Raw genomic sequence first — 16,035 nt, 5'->3', positions numbered from 1 at the left:
CATTCATCGAGGTGAGAACTATGCGTGGGATTTTACTGCTGGCGGTGCTGTTGCTGAGTGCCTGCCAGCTAGGATCAGCGCCGCCGGTCACGAGCCAGATCCGCGACTTGCGCAGCGGCCAAACATTGACCGCCGAGGAGCTGGTGGTGCGTTTGGCCCAGGCTTCACTGCTGATCGTCGGTGAACAGCACGACAACCGCGATCATCATGAACTGCAACTGTGGTTGCTAAAGGCATTGGGCGCACAACGGCCTCAAGGCAGTCTGTTGTTGGAGATGCTGACGCCTGATCAACAACGGCGGGTCGACGATGTCAGACACGCATCCAGGCCACCGCGCAATCTGCCCGCTGCGTTGGCGTGGCAAGAGGGTTGGGACTGGCGTTTGTACGGGCCGATTGTGCGTTTCGCCCTGACTCAGCCTTATCCGCTGCTGGCGGCCAATCTGGACAACGCCGAGGTGCGTGCCTTTTACGCTCAGCCGCCGACTTTGAGCGGTTCACGCGTCAATGCTGCGTCGGTCCAGGATGAGTTACGTGAGCAAATCAGCCGTTCTCATTGCGGCTTGCTGCCTGAATCACAGGTGCCGGCGATGCTGGCCGTGCAGCAGCAGCGTGATCGGCGAATGGCCGAGCGATTACTGGCGTCGCCAACACCGGCACTGTTGTTTGCCGGTGCTTATCACGCGCGCAAGGATGTCGGCGTACCGATTCATGTGCTTGATCTGCGGCAGTCCGAAGTGCCAACCGTATTGATGCTGGCGCAGCAGGGCAGTACCGTCACGCCGGCCATGGCGGATTACGTCTGGTACACACCCTCCACGCCGACACCGGATTACTGTGCGCAGATGCGCGAGCAAATGGGCAAGCCGCTAAGAAACTAGGCCCTGTGTCTTTTCTACCGGCAAAAAAAGACCCGGCAAGAGCCGGGTCAAATAACCGTGATTAGCCTGATGAGGAGATAATCTGAGAGTCCGAACCAAGGGCTTTTCAGAATATCGACTGGTCTCGCGACCAGTGGTGGTAATCATAGCGATTCTCATTACCATGTCAACCGTTGATTTTTCATTTCTTTAAAAACTAGCGCAAGGCCCGGTGTTGCCTGGGCTTCAGTCTCTCGTTTCGCGGGAACTCAGTTGAATGATCTGTTTGTTCAGTAGGTCTATGCGTCGAGCCATGCTTTCAATCAGGCTGTGGGCAATCCTTGGATTGCTTTGAGTCAGGCTCAGGAATTGATCCTTGGGGATCAACATCACGGTGCTTGGCTCACTGGCGATCACACTTGCGTTACGTTTCTCTCCGGTGAACACCGCCATCGCGCCGAAAATCTCGTCCTTTGGTACGTCGCCCACCTTATGCCCGTCGACAAAGGCCTCTGCGTGCCCTTCAATAATGACGAACACGTGATCTGCCTCATCACCTTGCTGAATCAGCACTGCGCCGTTGGTTACGCGCTGAAAGCCATTGGTGCTGCGAAATTCTGGTTGTTTCAGGCGGGCTATCGCATCGGAGAGCAGGGCGGTCTGGCCCACCAGGTACTTCACGAACAGCTCCGCCCGCTGCGAGTCGGCATAGATATGCTGAAAGCATTCGGTTCGCCAGTAAGGTGTCAATGAGAGAGGGCTATCACTGCGTAAACGGCAACGCGGCAACTCCATGCCTTGGCGCAGACCGACCAGATCCCCTTCGTGCAGATAGAACAGTGCTCGCTCGTCCACGCAGCCATGGATCACGCCAGTGTCGAGCAAGAACAGTTGATCTTCGGGCAGCGCTGCCGCCAAGTCATCGGTCGCCTCAAGCGCCAACGCCGGGCCACAGGGTGATAAGCCCTTGAGCAACAGGGCTGGAATGTTTTGCAGTTGATGGATCAGTGTGTCGGCGTAAGCCGGCCGTTCCCCGAGTAGGTACATGACAGCAGTGCCTGTTCAATTCTTATGACGTGAAGAGATGGCCTCAAGCTGTTTATTCAAGGCGTCTTTGCGCTCAGCGGGAATGTCGTTCCAATGCACATCCATTAGCGCGCCTTCGATTGCATACAACAACACCTTGGAGGCCCGGAACCCGCGGGTGCGCACGGCCCGATAAGCATCCACCGCCCCCAGGCGACGGAGGTCCGATGCGCTGTGGATGCCCACGGCGTGTAGCCACTGCGCCGACGTCTTGCCAAGATTCTTCAGGTGCTGCAGTTCATCATTCATCAAGCCTCCTTGCGACGGCCGAACGGTGCGTGGGCGAGCTTCTGAGGAGTGTAGACATCAGTAGGAAAAGCGCGTTTGTTTGGTCGTTTTCGACGCAAAAGCTTCTAAGCGACAAACTCATTGAGGCGCATGAACGCCCGCTCGCGGGGCAGGAGATGGGCTCAGGGTGAGATTTTTAGCTGGCGCATGCAGCATCCAGCGCTAAGTGGGAAGCGCTGGTTTGGTCGGTGACTGCTGCTTTTAGCGAGTGCGGTAACGCAGGCGCGTACCGAAATTCATTGACATCAGAATCTCGTCAGCACTCAGCTCTGGCGGGAAGTAGGCGCCGGAGATTTGCGCATGAGCGAGGCTTGCGCCTTCCAGGGACGCATTGCGAAAGTCGATGCCGCGCAGGTCGGCTGAGCGGAAATAGGCATCGGTAAAGTCAACGCCGTCGGCGTGCAGTTCACGCAGATCAAGCCCACGGAAATCTCCGCCGGTCATGTCGATAGGGCCGTCGTGAGGGCGTTGTTTGTTGAAGCCTGCAATGTCGTCTTTGTGCAATAAGGCATAAAGCGGGGTGTCGAGAAGTTTTGGCTGGCTCATGTCGCATCACCTGTTGGTTTTATGGCGCCAGTATAGTGCCACTATTCGGCAGCCGTGAAGCCAGCGAAGGCTTCACGGTTGAAATAGTTTCTTAGAGGCCGGGCAGACGCTGACGAATCTGCGCCACAACGGTATCCAGGGTTCCACTTTCATTAGTCTGGACGCGTTTGCTGCAAAGGATCTCGGCGGGCGTCAGCGCCTCTCGGGTTGCTTGTTGCGCTGCGATAACCGCCAGGTTTGCGTCGGAAGGATCTTTTTTATCGGCCTGGCGCAGGCCCAGCCAGCTTTCAATCACGGCTTGCGGTGCGTTGCAGTCCAGGATCAGGAACGGAGCACCGGTGGCCTCGGCAATTTTTGCCGCAGCGTCACGTTGATCGCGCTTGAGGTAGGTGGCATCGATTACCACCGGGAAACCGGCACGCAGAATCACGGCGGCAATCTCATGCAGGCGGGCGTAGGTCGCCGCGCTGGCATCAGCACTATAGATGCCGGCTTGTAGATCGTTCGCAACGGCCTGCTCGCCGAATAGGCGCTTGCGTTCGATATCGGAGCGCAGGCGAACCGCACCCAGCGCTTCAACCAGGCGCATCGCCACGTGGCTCTTGCCGACAGCGGAGACGCCGTGGGTGATGGCCATGAAGCGCGAAGGAATGGTGCTGTAGCTTTCCGCCAGGTTGGCGTAGTTGCGGTACTGGCGCAGGGTGGTAGCGCGTTGCACCGGATCGGCTTCGGCAGGCATGCTGAACAGGGCAACCTTGGCACGAACCAATGCGCGGTAGGCTTTGTAGAAGTTCAACAGTTCAAGGCCTTGGTAGTCGCCGGTCAGCTCTAGGTACTGGCTGATAAAACGCCGTGCCAGGCTCTTCAGGCCACGGTCTTCAAGGTCCATCGCCAGAAAGCCAGTGTCGGCGTAGACGTCGGTGAAGCGGAACGGCTCGTTGAATTCGATGCAATCGAAGATCACGACTTTGCCCTCGATCACGGTGGCGTTACCCAGATGGATGTCACCGTGGCATTCGCGGACAAAACCTGCGGCCTTACGCTGGGCGAACAGCGGCTTGAGGCGTTCGAAACTGCTTTCAGCCCAGGCTTGCAAGGCATCGAGTTGCAAAAGATCGGCTTTCTCGCTGAGGAAAGGCAGGATCTGTTCGAAGTTCTGGCGTACTGGCGCCATGACGCTGTCCGGGGTGCCAGCCTCGTGTTCGGCGGGGACTTTGGGCGTGGAGAGGTGGAACTGGGCGATTTGTGCGGCCATCTCGTCAATGTGCGCAGTGGTCAATTCGCCATTGGCTTGTAATGTGCTGAGCAGTTGGCTTTGTGGGAATTGGCGCATTTTCAGAGCGAACTCGACGATTGGTCCGTCGCCGCCCAGTTGTGGTGCCTCGGTGCTGCCAGTGATCGGTAACACTTCCAGATACAGATCATTGGTCAGGCGTTGGTTCAGGCGTAGCTCCTCACCACAGAAATGCTCGCGAGCGTCGAGGCTGGTGAAGTCGAGGAAGCCGAAGTTGACAGGTTTCTTCACTTTATAAGCGTAGGGGCCGGTGAGCAGCACCCAGGAAATGTGAGTCTCGATAACGTGGAACCCGTCAACGGGATGCGGGTAGAGGGCCGGGTTTTGCAGGGCGGCGATCAGGGACTGGCTCACGGGCGATCCTTCAGAGTCTGGGAAAATTCTTGGTCGCCATTATGGCTGTAAGTCCGCCTGACGCAAACCTTGGCAGGCGTCTGTTGAGTCTGAATAAAGTGCGTATAATCCGCCGCCATGACTCGTACCCGATCCCCCCGCACCCAAAAAAAACCACCTTCCAGGGGCCTGCGCCCTTGGCTGGGCTGGGCCCTTAAACTCAGTCTGGTCGGCCTCGTTGTGCTGGCCGGGTTTGCGGTTTACCTCGATGCCGTGGTTCAGGAGAAGTTCTCCGGCAAGCGCTGGACCATTCCGGCCAAGGTTTATGCCCGCCCGCTTGAGCTGTTTACCGGCCAAAAGCTGAGCAAGGATGACTTCCTGACCGAACTCGATGCCTTGGGCTATCGACGTGAAAGCGTGAGCAACGGCCCGGGTGCGGCCGCGGTCAACGGCAACACCGTCGACTTGAATACCCGTGGCTTCCAGTTCTATGAAGGCATGGAGAAGGCTCAGCCCGTGCGTGTCCGGTTCTCCGGCGACTATGTGGCTGAACTCTCGGCGACCAACGGTTCGAAGTTGTCGGTGGTGCGGCTTGAGCCGTTAATGATCGGCGGTATTTACCCGAAAAATCTCGAAGATCGCATTTTGATCAAAATTGATCAGGTGCCCCCGTATTTGCTGGAAACCCTGGTCGCCGTGGAAGACCGGGATTTTTATAGCCATTGGGGCGTGTCGCCAAAGTCGATTGCCCGAGCCATTTACGTCAACACCTCTGGGGGCAAGATGACCCAGGGAGGCAGTACGCTGACGCAACAGTTGGTCAAGAACTTCTACCTGACCAGCGAACGCAGCCTGACTCGCAAACTTACCGAAGCCATGATGGCGATGCTGCTTGAGTTACATTACGACAAGCGCGAAATTCTTGAGGCTTATCTCAATGAAGTGTTCGTCGGCCAGGATGGTCAGCGGGCCGTGCATGGTTTCGGCTTGGCCAGCCAGTTCTTCTTCGCGCAGCCCTTGTCTGAACTGAAACTGCATCAAGTCGCGTTGCTGGTGGGTATGGTCAAGGGGCCGTCCTATTACAATCCGCGTCGTAACCCTGAGCGGGCGCTGGAGCGGCGCAATCTGGTCCTTGATGTCCTTGAGCAACAGGGCGTCGCCAGCGCTGAGCAGATTGCTGCTGCGAAGAAAATGCCGTTGGGTGTGACCACGCGGGGCAAGCTGGCAGACAGCTCTTTCCCGGGCTTTATCGATCTGGTTAAGCGTCAACTTCGTGAAGACTATCGCGACGAAGACTTGACCGAAGAAGGCCTGCGTATTTTCACCAGTTTCGATCCGATTCTGCAGATGAAAGCCGAAGCGTCGGTCAATGACACCTTTAAACGCCTGGCTGGGCGCAAAGGCTCAGAGGACGTCGAAGCCGCCATGGTCGTGACCAACCCGGAAACGGGAGAAGTTCAGGCCATGATCGGTAGCCGTCAGGCCAGCTTTGCCGGTTTCAACCGCGCACTGGATGCGGTGCGACCTATTGGCTCGTTGATCAAGCCAGCGGTTTATCTGACAGCGCTTGAGAAACCCAGCCAGTACACCTTGACCAGTTGGCTGTCGGACGACCCAGTGACCGTAAAAGGTGCGGACGGACAGATCTGGAAGCCGCAGAACTACGACCGTCGTTCGCATGGCACGGTGTTCCTGTACCAGGGGCTGGCGCATTCCTACAACTTGTCGACCTCGCGTCTGGGACTGGAGCTAGGCGTGCCTAATGTCCTCAAGACATTGGCGCGTCTTGGGGTGACTCGCGAGTTTCCGGCGTTCCCGTCGATGCTGTTGGGGGCGGGTGGCTTGACGCCGATGGAAGTCGCGACCATGTACCAGACCTTGGCCAACGGCGGTTTCAATACGCCGATGCGCGGGATTCGCAGCGTATTGACTGCCGAGGGCGAGCCGCTCAAGCGTTATCCATTCCAGATCCAGCAACGCTTCGATCCGGCCTCTATTTATTTGATCCAGAGCGCCATGCAGCGTGTGATGCGTGAGGGTACAGGCAGCTCGGTTTACAACGTGTTACCGAAAACCCTGACGTTGGCGGGCAAGACCGGGACCAGTAACGATTCACGCGACAGTTGGTTCGCCGGTTTCAGTCAGGACTTGTTGGCGGTGGTTTGGCTGGGGCGTGATGACAACGGCAAGACCCCGTTTACGGGGGCCACGGGCGCGTTGCAGGTCTGGACCAGCTTCATGCGCAAGGCCGACCCGTTGCCCCTGGACATGCCAAAGCCGGACAACATTGTTCAGGCCTGGATTGATTCGCGCACCGGGCAAGGCTCCGATGCCAACTGCCCAGGTGCCGTGCAGATGCCGTATATTCGCGGCAGCGAACCGCCTCCCGGCGCTGCTTGTGGTGGCCAAAGCCCTGCTTCCGGTGAAACGGTGATGGATTGGGTCAAGGGCTGGATGAATTAAGCAAAGAGGGTTTCAAGTGAACAAGTGGTTGATTCCAGCGATTACCGCCGTGGCTTTGCTCAGTGGCTGCTCCACCGTACAACGCGGTTCAATTCCAGTGGAGGACTCCGGTACCGCGGTGTCCAATAGCGAGCGTATTTCGTCGAATGGCGGTTTTCGCAAGACGACGGTGAAACGTGCGCCGCAAGCTCAAAGTCAGGCCGTTGCGCAGGGGGATAGCGGGGTAGTGGTGATGGTGCCAGGAGGTGGCGCGGTCACGTCGACTCCGATCAGCACCTCGCCCATCACTCCCGGGCCGATTACCCCTGGGCCGATTGATACCTCGCCGATCCAGTCGGCGCCGATCAATCAGGGCAGCTACAGCATGCCGTCGACGCCCAGCGGTATTCCTTCGGCGAGCGCTGGTGGTGGCCTGTCTGCCGATGAACAACTGGACGGTCCGGTGCTCGCACTGTTAACGACCGCTCAGCAGCAACAGGCCGGTGGCGATCTTAACGGTGCGTCTTCTAGCCTGGAGCGTGCCCAGCGCGTGGCTCCGCGTGAGCCGCAAGTGCTTTACCGTCTGGCGCAGGTGCGCATGGCCCAAGGGGATGCGCCGCAGGCCGAGCAATTCGCTCGTCGCGGTTTGACCTTCGCCAATGGTCGTCCGGACCTTCAAGCCAGCTTGTGGCAACTGATTGCTCAGGCGCGTGAGAAACAAGGTGATGCATCTGGCGCTGCGATGGCCCGTCAGAAGGCCAAGGTTTCGCTGTGATGGATGTGCGTTTTCCAAGGATCGCCGAGCAGTTGCTGTTGATCGAGCGTGAGCTGCGGGTGCAGGGTTGGTGGGACGAGTTGCCGCCGAGTGCTGAGGCGCTGTCCAGTGTCGAGCCGTTTTCGGTCGATACCCTGGACTTTGAGCAATGGCTGCAATGGATCTTCCTGCCGCGGATGAAGGCGATTCTGGAGCAGGATCTACCCTTGCCCAATGCCTCGGGGATTCAGGACATGGCGGAAATGGTCTTTGCTGCTCGCCAGGTTCGAGGCAAGGATCGGCAGCTTCAGGTTCTGCTCAAAGAGTTCGACCTGCTGATCACAGCCTCCCGCTGAGGCAAAAGCTGCCAGTGTTTACTGGCAGTTATCTGCAATTTGTTTTTGCGTTTCGGTGATGCGCTCCTGACGTTGCTGGTCTGTCAGGCGGCGCTTTTCGCCTTCGACCTCTTCACGTAGTCGCGGATTGTTCTTAAGCTGAGCCAGGTTCGTTCGAGCCTGCTCACAGAATGCATTGAGCTGCGCTTGCTGCTCGGCAACCTGCTTTTTGACCGTTTTGTCGACGGCCTCTTGAGCGCCTGTCGTGCTACTGCGCAAGGGGGTGGCCGGTTTGACGGCAGGAGGAGGGGGCGTGGCCAGTGCTGTCGATTGCTGGCCTTGGGGTGGTTGTGCATCGAAATGGGTCACGCCTTGGGCGTCGACCCACTTATAGATCTGAGCCGCCATGCACGCAGGGCTCAGGGCTATCAGCAGACTGGCGGTGAAGATGAACGTTCGCATGCCGTTTCCTTGTCATGGGTTGCGCAATTGAAGCTAACACACTTGCGTTTTACAGGTTTTTTCTTGCGTTCTCATGCGCTTACTAGAATAAAGCACATTGACGACTTGACTTGCAGGGGACGAAACAGAAGAATCCAAAGTCCGCTGTAGAGGGACTGCCAGAAGCAGGCCCACTCGGTAGATCATGAGGCGCATACCCGCGCCGACCTGTTACACCCGCAACGCGTTACCTCGCGCTGGGTGGGAAAGCCCCGCAACACTTGGGACGATCCCAATACTTGCTCAGTCAGTGCTGACGTAGTCGGCGACCACCGTCGCTCATGCTCTGCCGAGAAGTAAACCTATTAAGACCCGTTCGCTTTGGAGTGGACGGTATTCTGGCGTTTTAGAGGTGAACAACGTGGAGCTTTTATCTGGCGGTGAGATGCTCGTCCGCTTTTTGCGTGACGAAGGCGTCAAATACATCTACGGGTACCCTGGCGGTGCTCTTCTTCATGTCTACGATGCCCTGTTCAAAGAACCGGAAGTGACCCATATTCTGGTTCGCCATGAGCAGGCTGCTACCCATATGGCTGATGGCTATGCTCGCGCCACCGGTAAAGCCGGCGTAGTGCTGGTGACGTCCGGTCCGGGCGCAACCAACGCTATCACGGGTATTGCCACGGCCTACATGGACTCCATTCCGATGGTGATCATTTCCGGCCAAGTGCCCAGCACCCTCGTCGGCACCGACGCGTTCCAGGAAACCGACATGATCGGTATCTCCCGGCCGATCGTGAAGCACAGCTTCATGATCAAGCACGCTTCGGAAATCCCGGAAGTCATGAAAAAAGCGTTCTACCTGGCGCAATCCGGTCGTCCGGGCCCTGTCGTTGTCGATATCCCGAAAGACATGACCAACCCGGCCGAGAAGTTTGAATACGTTTTCCCGAAAAAAGCCAAGCTGCGTTCCTACAGCCCGGCTGTTCGCGGTCACTCGGGGCAAATCCGCAAGGCAGCTGAAATGCTTCTGGCGGCCAAGCGTCCAGTGATGTACGCCGGCGGCGGCGTGATTCTCGGTGGTGGCTCCGCGCCGCTGACCGAATTGGCGAAGATGCTCAACCTGCCTGTGACTAACACCCTTATGGGACTGGGTGCCTACCCTGGCACCGATCGTCAGTTCATCGGCATGCTCGGTATGCATGGCAGCTACACGGCTAACTTGGCGATGCACCACGCTGACGTGATCCTGGCGGTTGGCGCACGGTTCGATGATCGTGTGATCAATGGGCCGGCGAAGTTTTGCCCGAATGCCAAGATCATTCACATCGACATCGATCCGGCTTCTATTTCCAAAACCATCAAGGCCGACGTGCCTATCGTTGGTCCGGTCGAGAGTGTCCTGACCGAAATGGTCGCGATCCTCAAGGAAATTGGCGAGACCCCGAACAAGGAGTCCGTTGCCAGTTGGTGGAAGCAAGTCGATGAGTGGCGCGGTGACCGTGGCCTGTTCCCTTATGACAAGGGTGACGGCAGCATCATCAAGCCGCAGACCGTGATTGAAACCCTGTGCGAAGTCACCAAAGGCGATGCCTATGTGACGTCGGATGTGGGGCAGCACCAGATGTTTGCCGCGCAATATTACCGTTTCAATAAGCCCAATCGCTGGATCAACTCCGGTGGCTTGGGCACCATGGGCTTCGGTTTTCCGGCAGCCATGGGCGTCAAATTGAGCTTCCCTGATGCCGACGTCGCCTGTGTGACGGGTGAGGGCAGTATCCAGATGAACATTCAGGAGCTGTCCACCTGTCTGCAATATGGTCTGCCTGTGAAAATCGTCATCCTGAACAACGGTGTTCTGGGTATGGTTCGTCAGTGGCAAGACATGAGTTATGGCAGCCGTCACTCGCACTCGTACATGGAGTCGTTGCCTGATTTCGTCAAGCTGGCAGAGGCATATGGTCACGTCGGCATGCGCATCACTGAATCGAAAGATTTGAAGTCGAAGATGGAAGAGGCGTTTGCCATGACAGATCGCCTGGTGGTGCTCGATATTTCGGTCGACACCAGCGAGCACGTCTACCCGATGCAGATCAAAGACGGCTCCATGCGCGATATGTGGCTGAGCAAGACGGAGCGTACTTAATCATGCGGCACATTATTTCCTTGCTTCTGGAAAACGAACCGGGCGCGCTCTCTCGTGTGGTAGGGCTGTTTTCGCAGCGCAACTACAACATCGAAAGCCTGACGGTGGCACCTACCGAAGACCCGACCCTGTCGCGTCTGACGCTGACTACTGTTGGCCACGATGAAGTCATCGAGCAGATCACCAAGAACCTGAACAAGTTGATCGAGGTAGTCAAACTGGTTGACCTGTCGGAGAGCGCTCATATCGAGCGCGAACTGATGCTGGTCAAGGTCAAGGCTACCGGTGCCCAGCGCGCCGAGATCAAGCGCACCACCGATATTTACCGTGGGCAGATCGTGGATGTGAGTGCCAGCGTGTATACCGTTCAATTGACGGGTACCAGCGACAAGCTCGACAGCTTTATTCAATCGATCGGCACCGCTTCGATTCTGGAGACCGTGCGCAGTGGCGTCACCGGGATTGCGCGCGGCGACAAAGTTCTCAGCATTTAAACCAAATTAGCGAATGGCCTTAACGGCCTGGATATATAGGGGAATTTCATGAAAGTTTATTACGAAAAAGACTGCGACCTGTCGATCATCCAGGGTAAGAAAGTTGCCATCATCGGTTACGGTTCGCAGGGTCACGCTCAAGCGTGCAACCTGAAAGATTCCGGCGTTGACGTTACCGTTGGTCTGCGTAAAGGCTCGGCGACTGTTGCCAAAGCCGAAGCTCATGGCCTGAAAGTGACTGACGTTGCGTCCGCTGTCGCTGCCGCCGACGTGGTCATGATCCTGACGCCGGATGAGTTCCAGTCTGCCCTGTACAAAAACGAAATCGAGCCGAACATCAAGAAAGGCGCCACCCTAGCCTTTTCCCACGGTTTCGCGATCCACTACAACCAGGTCGTTCCGCGTGCTGACCTCGACGTGATCATGATCGCGCCGAAAGCACCTGGCCACACCGTGCGTTCCGAGTTCGTGAAGGGCGGCGGTATCCCTGACCTGATCGCTATCTATCAAGATGCTTCCGGCAACGCCAAAAACGTTGCACTGTCCTACGCTGCTGGCGTGGGTGGCGGTCGTACCGGCATCATCGAAACCACCTTCAAGGACGAGACCGAAACCGACCTGTTCGGCGAGCAAGCCGTACTGTGTGGCGGCACCGTTGAGCTGGTTAAAGCCGGGTTCGAAACTCTGGTTGAAGCTGGCTACGCGCCGGAAATGGCCTACTTCGAATGCCTGCACGAGCTGAAGCTGATCGTTGACCTCATGTACGAAGGCGGCATCGCCAACATGAACTACTCGATCTCCAACAACGCTGAGTACGGCGAGTACGTGACCGGCCCGGAAGTGATCAACGCCGAATCCCGTCAGGCCATGCGCAATGCCCTGAAACGTATCCAGGACGGCGAATACGCCAAAATGTTCATCAGCGAAGGCGCGACCGGCTACCCTTCGATGACCGCCAAGCGTCGTAATAACGCCGCTCACGGTATCGAGATCATCGGCGAGCAACTGCGCTCCATGATGCCGTGGATCGGTGCCAACAAGATCGTCGACAAAGCTAAAAACTAAGTCGCTCACTTGTACGGAAAACGCGGCCTAGGCCGCGTTTTTTTGTTTGGGAGGCTGGTTCTGGTATAAAGCTGCATCGTTTGCGGCCGAACCGTCGTCCCAGACACCTGTCGAAACTTTCCACCCTGTTGCAAGGTAATGTCCATGAGCGAACGTCCCGAAGAGCCAAACCAGGCTCCTGACGCCGAAAGTCTGCTGCCTATCGATGAACACATCGAAGAAGGGCATGACGCTGAAGGTCGTAAAGTCCGGCATCGTGGTATCTACCTTCTGCCGAATCTGTTTACCACTGCGAACCTCTTCGCAGGTTTCTATTCCATCATCAACTCGATGAGTGCTCAGGCGGCCTTGAGCGCCGGTGACTCAGCCAGTGCGAGTAAGTATTTTGCGTTCGCGGCGATCGCGATTTTCGTCGCCATGGTGCTTGATGGCCTGGATGGTCGGGTTGCTCGTATGACCAATACCCAGAGCGCATTTGGTGCCGAGTACGACTCTCTGTCGGACATGGTCGCGTTTGGCGTCGCACCGGCGCTGCTGGCGTTCGGTTGGGCGCTGGGTGATATGGGCAAGGTTGGCTGGATGGTCGCCTTCATTTATGTTGCCGGCGCTGCGTTGCGTTTGGCGCGGTTCAACACTCAAGTTGGCACTGCGGACAAACGCTACTTTATTGGTCTGGCCAGTCCTGCTGCCGCGGGTGTGGTGGCGGGTATTGTCTGGGCGTTCAGTGATTACGGTATTCAGGGCTCGAAGATGTCCTTCCTGGTTGCCTTGATGGTAGCGGCTGCCGGTATGCTGATGGTCAGTAACATCAAGTACAACAGCTTCAAGGAGCTGGACTTGAAGGGGCGCGTTCCCTTTGTTGCGATCCTCGCCGTGGTGCTGGTGTTTGCCGTGGTGTTCAGTGATCCGCCGCGCATACTACTGCTGGTTTTCCTCGCCTACGCGGCTTCTGGCCCGGTGCAATATTTGTTGCATCTTCGCCGGCACAAAAACACCGAGTAATGTAATTTCCCCCATACTCCGCAGTCTATTGGTGCATCTGTCCTCCAATGCTGCGGAGTTGCCATGCTGATCAAAGTCCCCAAAGCGTCTGACTGTCATGAGTCGGATGTCACGTCTGAATCCCTTTATCTCTCTCGTCGTAGTGTGCTTGGTGCTGCTTTGGCTGGTTTGGCCGTGAGCGGTCTACCGCGCTGGGCGAATGCCGAAGAGGCTGGGCGCTATGCAGATGTCGAAGCAGGCAAGGCGCCGGCCTGGTTTTCTGAAAAGCTTCCTTCTACTAAGTGGGGAGCGATCAACGTCAAGGATGAGGCGATTACCCCCTTCAAAGATGCGACCCACTACAACAACTTCTATGAGTTCGGCACCGATAAGGGCGATCCGGCTGCCAATGCCGGCGCACTAAAGACTGAGCCTTGGAGTGTGGTTGTCGATGGGGAGGTGGGTAAGCCGGGGCGATATGCGCTGGAAGACTTCATGAAGCCTTATCAGTTGGAGGAGCGAATTTATCGCCTGCGCTGTGTGGAAGCCTGGTCGATGGTCATTCCCTGGATAGGTTTTCCTATCTCCGCCTTGCTCAAGCAAGTAGAGCCTACGTCCAAGGCTAAATATATTCGCTTTGAAACCTTGCAAGACCCTAAGACCATGCCAGGGCAGCGTTCTGATTTTGCTTTGATCAACTGGCCTTATGTCGAAGGGCTAAGGCTGGATGAGGCGATGAGTCCTTTGGCGATTCTTGCCGTAGGTATGTATGGGCGTGAGCTGCCCAACCAGAACGGCGCGCCGTTGCGTCTGGTTGTGCCTTGGAAGTATGGCTTTAAGAGCGTCAAATCTATCGTGCGGATTAGTTTGGTCAGTGAGCAGCCTAAAACCACCTGGCAGAGTATTGCGGCGGACGAGTATGGTTTTTTTGCGAATGTGAATCCTTCGGTTGATCACCCGCGTTGGACTCAGGCGCGCGAGCGTCGCTTACCCAGTGGTTTGTTCAAGCCCAATGTGCGTGACACGCAAATGTTCAATGGCTACTCGGATGAGGTTGCTTCTTTATATGTAGGGCTCGATCTGCGGAAGAACTATTGATGCGATATCCGTTCTGGCGTGTGGGTGTCTTCGTCGCGGCGGCGGCATGGCCGCTGCTGTGGTTGTATCAGGCATGGGCGGATGTGCTGGGTCCTGATCCGGGTAAGGTTCTGGTTGATAGGTTGGGGCTAGGGACGCTTATTCTGTTGCTCATCACTTTAAGCATGACGCCTTTGCAAAAAATGACGGGTTGGCCGGGATGGATTGCTGTCAGGCGGCAACTGGGGTTGTGGTGTTTTGCTTACGTGGTCCTGCACCTGAGTGGCTATGCGGCATTCATCCTCGGTTTTGATTGGTCGCAGTTGGGGGTTGAGCTACGTAAGAGGCCGTACATTATTGTCGGTACGTTGGGCTTTCTTTGTTTGCTGGCGTTGGCCGTGACCTCCAATCGCTACAGTCAGAGACGTTTGGGCGGGCGCTGGAAGAAGTTGCATCGAATGGCTTACGTGATTCTTGGGCTTGGGTTGCTGCATATGCTATGGATCGTTCGCGCCGACCTTAAGGAGTGGGCTATTTATGCTTCTATAGGTGCGCTGCTATTAGTGTTACGCGTACCGCCGGTAACCCGCCGTATTCCGCGTTTAATGGCTAAAAAGGCACCTTCTACAAGAAAAGCGTAATTAGGTGTTGACGGCAGATTCTGGAAGTCTATAATTCGCCCCACTTCCGGCGCAGTCGAAACGGAAAACTCCTTGGTAAACAAAGAGTTATGTAGGTTTCGACAGCGAGCTGCTTCAGATCATCGAAGCCCAGAAGGAGTTGATAAGGCAGTGTGTTTTAGCCTTATAAACGATTCGATCTTCTCGATCGAAAGCGGAGAAAAAGAGGTGTTGACAGCAGCGAGTAACGCTGTAGAATTCGCCTCCCGCTAACGAGAGATCGAAAGCGCAAGTGGTTGAAGTTGCAGAAGAAACTTTGAAACTTCTTAAAATAACCGCTTGACAGTAACAGGGGCTGCTGTAGAATGCGCGCCTCGGTTGAGACGAAAGATCTTAGCCACCCGCTCTTTAACAACTGAATCAAGCAATTCGTGTGGGTGCTTGTGGAGTCAGACTGATAGTCAACAAGATTATCAGCATCACAAGTTACTCCGCGAGAAATCAAAGATGTAACCAACGATTGCTGAGCCAAGTTTAGGGTTTCTTAAAAACCCAAAGATGTTTGAACTGAAGAGTTTGATCATGGCTCAGATTGAACGCTGGCGGCAGGCCTAACACATGCAAGTCGAGCGGCAGCACGGGTACTTGTACCTGGTGGCGAGCGGCGGACGGGTGAGTAATGCCTAGGAATCTGCCTGGTAGTGGGGGATAACGCTCGGAAACGGACGCTAATACCGCATACGTCCTACGGGAGAAAGCAGGGGACCTTCGGGCCTTGCGCTATCAGATGAGCCTAGGTCGGATTAGCTAGTTGGTGAGGTAACGGCTCACCAAGGCGACGATCCGTAACTGGTCTGAGAGGATGATCAGTCACACTGGAACTGAGACACGGTCCAGACTCCTACGGGAGGCAGCAGTGGGGAATATTGGACAATGGGCGAAAGCCTGATCCAGCCATGCCGCGTGTGTGAAGAAGGTCTTCGGATTGTAAAGCACTTTAAGTTGGGAGGAAGGGCATTAACCTAATACGTTAGTGTTTTGACGTTACCGACAGAATAAGCACCGGCTAACTCTGTGCCAGCAGCCGCGGTAATACAGAGGGTGCAAGCGTTAATCGGAATTACTGGGCGTAAAGCGCGCGTAGGTGGTTCGTTAAGTTGGATGTGAAATCCCCGGGCTCAACCTGGGAACTGCATTCAAAACTGTCGAGCTAGAGTATGGTAGAGGGTGGTGGAATTTCCTGTGTAGCGGTGAAATGCGTAGATATAGGAAG

Annotated in this window: 15 protein-coding genes and 1 rRNA gene (1 of these 16 only partly in view); 11 read left to right on the top strand and 5 right to left on the bottom strand. The window is 56.3% G+C overall.

What is annotated here, in order from left to right; all coding sequences use genetic code 11:
* Positions 1–20: 20 nt before the first annotated feature.
* Positions 21–881 (top strand): ChaN family lipoprotein, encoded by an 861-nt coding sequence (locus tag RHM68_RS21230; protein ID WP_322218846.1) that lies wholly within the window; start codon positions 21–23, stop codon positions 879–881.
* A 225-nt stretch (positions 882–1,106) separates the two neighbouring features.
* Here the strand turns inward: RHM68_RS21230 and RHM68_RS21225 are convergent, their stop codons facing one another.
* The 4 genes from RHM68_RS21225 to RHM68_RS21210 all read right to left on the bottom strand — a co-directional run bounded on the left by RHM68_RS21225 (position 1,107) and on the right by RHM68_RS21210 (position 4,428).
* A complete protein-coding gene (locus RHM68_RS21225) occupies positions 1,107–1,907 on the bottom strand; it encodes a Crp/Fnr family transcriptional regulator (protein WP_322218843.1) in 801 nt (266 codons plus the stop codon).
* A 15-nt stretch (positions 1,908–1,922) separates the two neighbouring features.
* Positions 1,923–2,195 carry a TfoX/Sxy family protein gene (locus RHM68_RS21220; RefSeq protein ID WP_003228231.1) on the bottom strand — a complete coding sequence of 91 codons (273 nt, stop codon included), beginning with the start codon at positions 2,193–2,195 and terminating at the stop codon, positions 1,923–1,925.
* Between the two features lie 240 nt (positions 2,196–2,435).
* Positions 2,436–2,780, bottom strand: coding sequence for a pentapeptide repeat-containing protein (locus tag RHM68_RS21215; RefSeq protein WP_322218837.1), 345 nt, complete (start codon positions 2,778–2,780; stop codon positions 2,436–2,438).
* A 91-nt stretch (positions 2,781–2,871) separates the two neighbouring features.
* On the bottom strand, positions 2,872–4,428 hold the full coding sequence (locus RHM68_RS21210) for an AAA family ATPase (RefSeq protein WP_322218833.1): 1,557 nt from the start codon (positions 4,426–4,428) through the stop codon (positions 2,872–2,874).
* Between the two features lie 117 nt (positions 4,429–4,545).
* On the opposite strand from RHM68_RS21210, the gene mrcB reads away from it, so the two are divergent.
* The 3 genes from mrcB to RHM68_RS21195 are packed head-to-tail and all read left to right on the top strand — an operon-like array spanning position 4,546 to position 7,959.
* On the top strand, positions 4,546–6,870 hold the full coding sequence (mrcB, locus tag RHM68_RS21205; protein ID WP_322218830.1) for a penicillin-binding protein 1B: 2,325 nt from the start codon (positions 4,546–4,548) through the stop codon (positions 6,868–6,870).
* Positions 6,871–6,886: 16 nt separating this feature from the next.
* Positions 6,887–7,624 carry a tetratricopeptide repeat protein gene (locus tag RHM68_RS21200; protein WP_322218827.1) on the top strand — a complete coding sequence of 246 codons (738 nt, stop codon included), beginning with the start codon at positions 6,887–6,889 and terminating at the stop codon, positions 7,622–7,624.
* The gene (locus tag RHM68_RS21195; RefSeq protein ID WP_322218824.1) at positions 7,624–7,959 is read left to right on the top strand and encodes a YqcC family protein; all 336 of its coding nucleotides are present in this window, start codon (positions 7,624–7,626) and stop codon (positions 7,957–7,959) included. The genes RHM68_RS21200 and RHM68_RS21195 overlap by 1 nt, the downstream gene beginning before the upstream one ends.
* Before the next feature lie 18 nt (positions 7,960–7,977).
* Here RHM68_RS21195 and RHM68_RS21190 read toward each other — a convergent pair whose 3' ends face one another.
* Positions 7,978–8,400: a DUF4124 domain-containing protein gene (locus RHM68_RS21190; protein ID WP_322218821.1), complete on the bottom strand. Its 423-nt coding sequence runs from the start codon at positions 8,398–8,400 to the stop codon at positions 7,978–7,980.
* 400 nt (positions 8,401–8,800) lie between these two features.
* On the opposite strand from RHM68_RS21190, the gene RHM68_RS21185 reads away from it, so the two are divergent.
* The 7 genes from RHM68_RS21185 to RHM68_RS21155 all read left to right on the top strand — a co-directional run.
* A complete protein-coding gene (locus RHM68_RS21185; RefSeq protein WP_322218818.1) occupies positions 8,801–10,525 on the top strand; it encodes an acetolactate synthase 3 large subunit in 1,725 nt (574 codons plus the stop codon).
* Between the two features lie 2 nt (positions 10,526–10,527).
* Positions 10,528–11,019 (top strand): acetolactate synthase small subunit, encoded by a 492-nt coding sequence (ilvN, locus tag RHM68_RS21180; protein ID WP_003176102.1) that lies wholly within the window; start codon positions 10,528–10,530, stop codon positions 11,017–11,019.
* Between the two features lie 48 nt (positions 11,020–11,067).
* On the top strand, positions 11,068–12,084 hold the full coding sequence (gene ilvC, locus RHM68_RS21175; RefSeq protein WP_048724408.1) for a ketol-acid reductoisomerase: 1,017 nt from the start codon (positions 11,068–11,070) through the stop codon (positions 12,082–12,084).
* A gap of 144 nt (positions 12,085–12,228) precedes the next feature.
* Positions 12,229–13,086: a CDP-diacylglycerol--serine O-phosphatidyltransferase gene (gene pssA / locus RHM68_RS21170; protein ID WP_322218815.1), complete on the top strand. Its 858-nt coding sequence runs from the start codon at positions 12,229–12,231 to the stop codon at positions 13,084–13,086.
* Positions 13,087–13,149: 63 nt separating this feature from the next.
* Entirely contained in the window at positions 13,150–14,163 is a 1,014-nt protein-coding gene (msrP, locus tag RHM68_RS21165) for a protein-methionine-sulfoxide reductase catalytic subunit MsrP (protein WP_322218812.1), read from the top strand.
* On the top strand, positions 14,163–14,783 hold the full coding sequence (gene msrQ / locus RHM68_RS21160) for a protein-methionine-sulfoxide reductase heme-binding subunit MsrQ (RefSeq protein WP_322218809.1): 621 nt from the start codon (positions 14,163–14,165) through the stop codon (positions 14,781–14,783). Before msrP ends, msrQ begins: the two co-directional genes overlap by 1 nt.
* A 543-nt stretch (positions 14,784–15,326) precedes the next feature.
* Positions 15,327–16,035: ribosomal RNA gene (locus RHM68_RS21155) — 16S ribosomal RNA — on the top strand (it continues 830 nt past the right edge of the window).

The sequence above is a fragment of the Pseudomonas sp. DC1.2 genome (assembly GCF_034351645.1).
Taxonomy (GTDB): domain Bacteria; phylum Pseudomonadota; class Gammaproteobacteria; order Pseudomonadales; family Pseudomonadaceae; genus Aquipseudomonas.
This window is presented reverse-complemented; position numbering and strand designations above follow the sequence as displayed.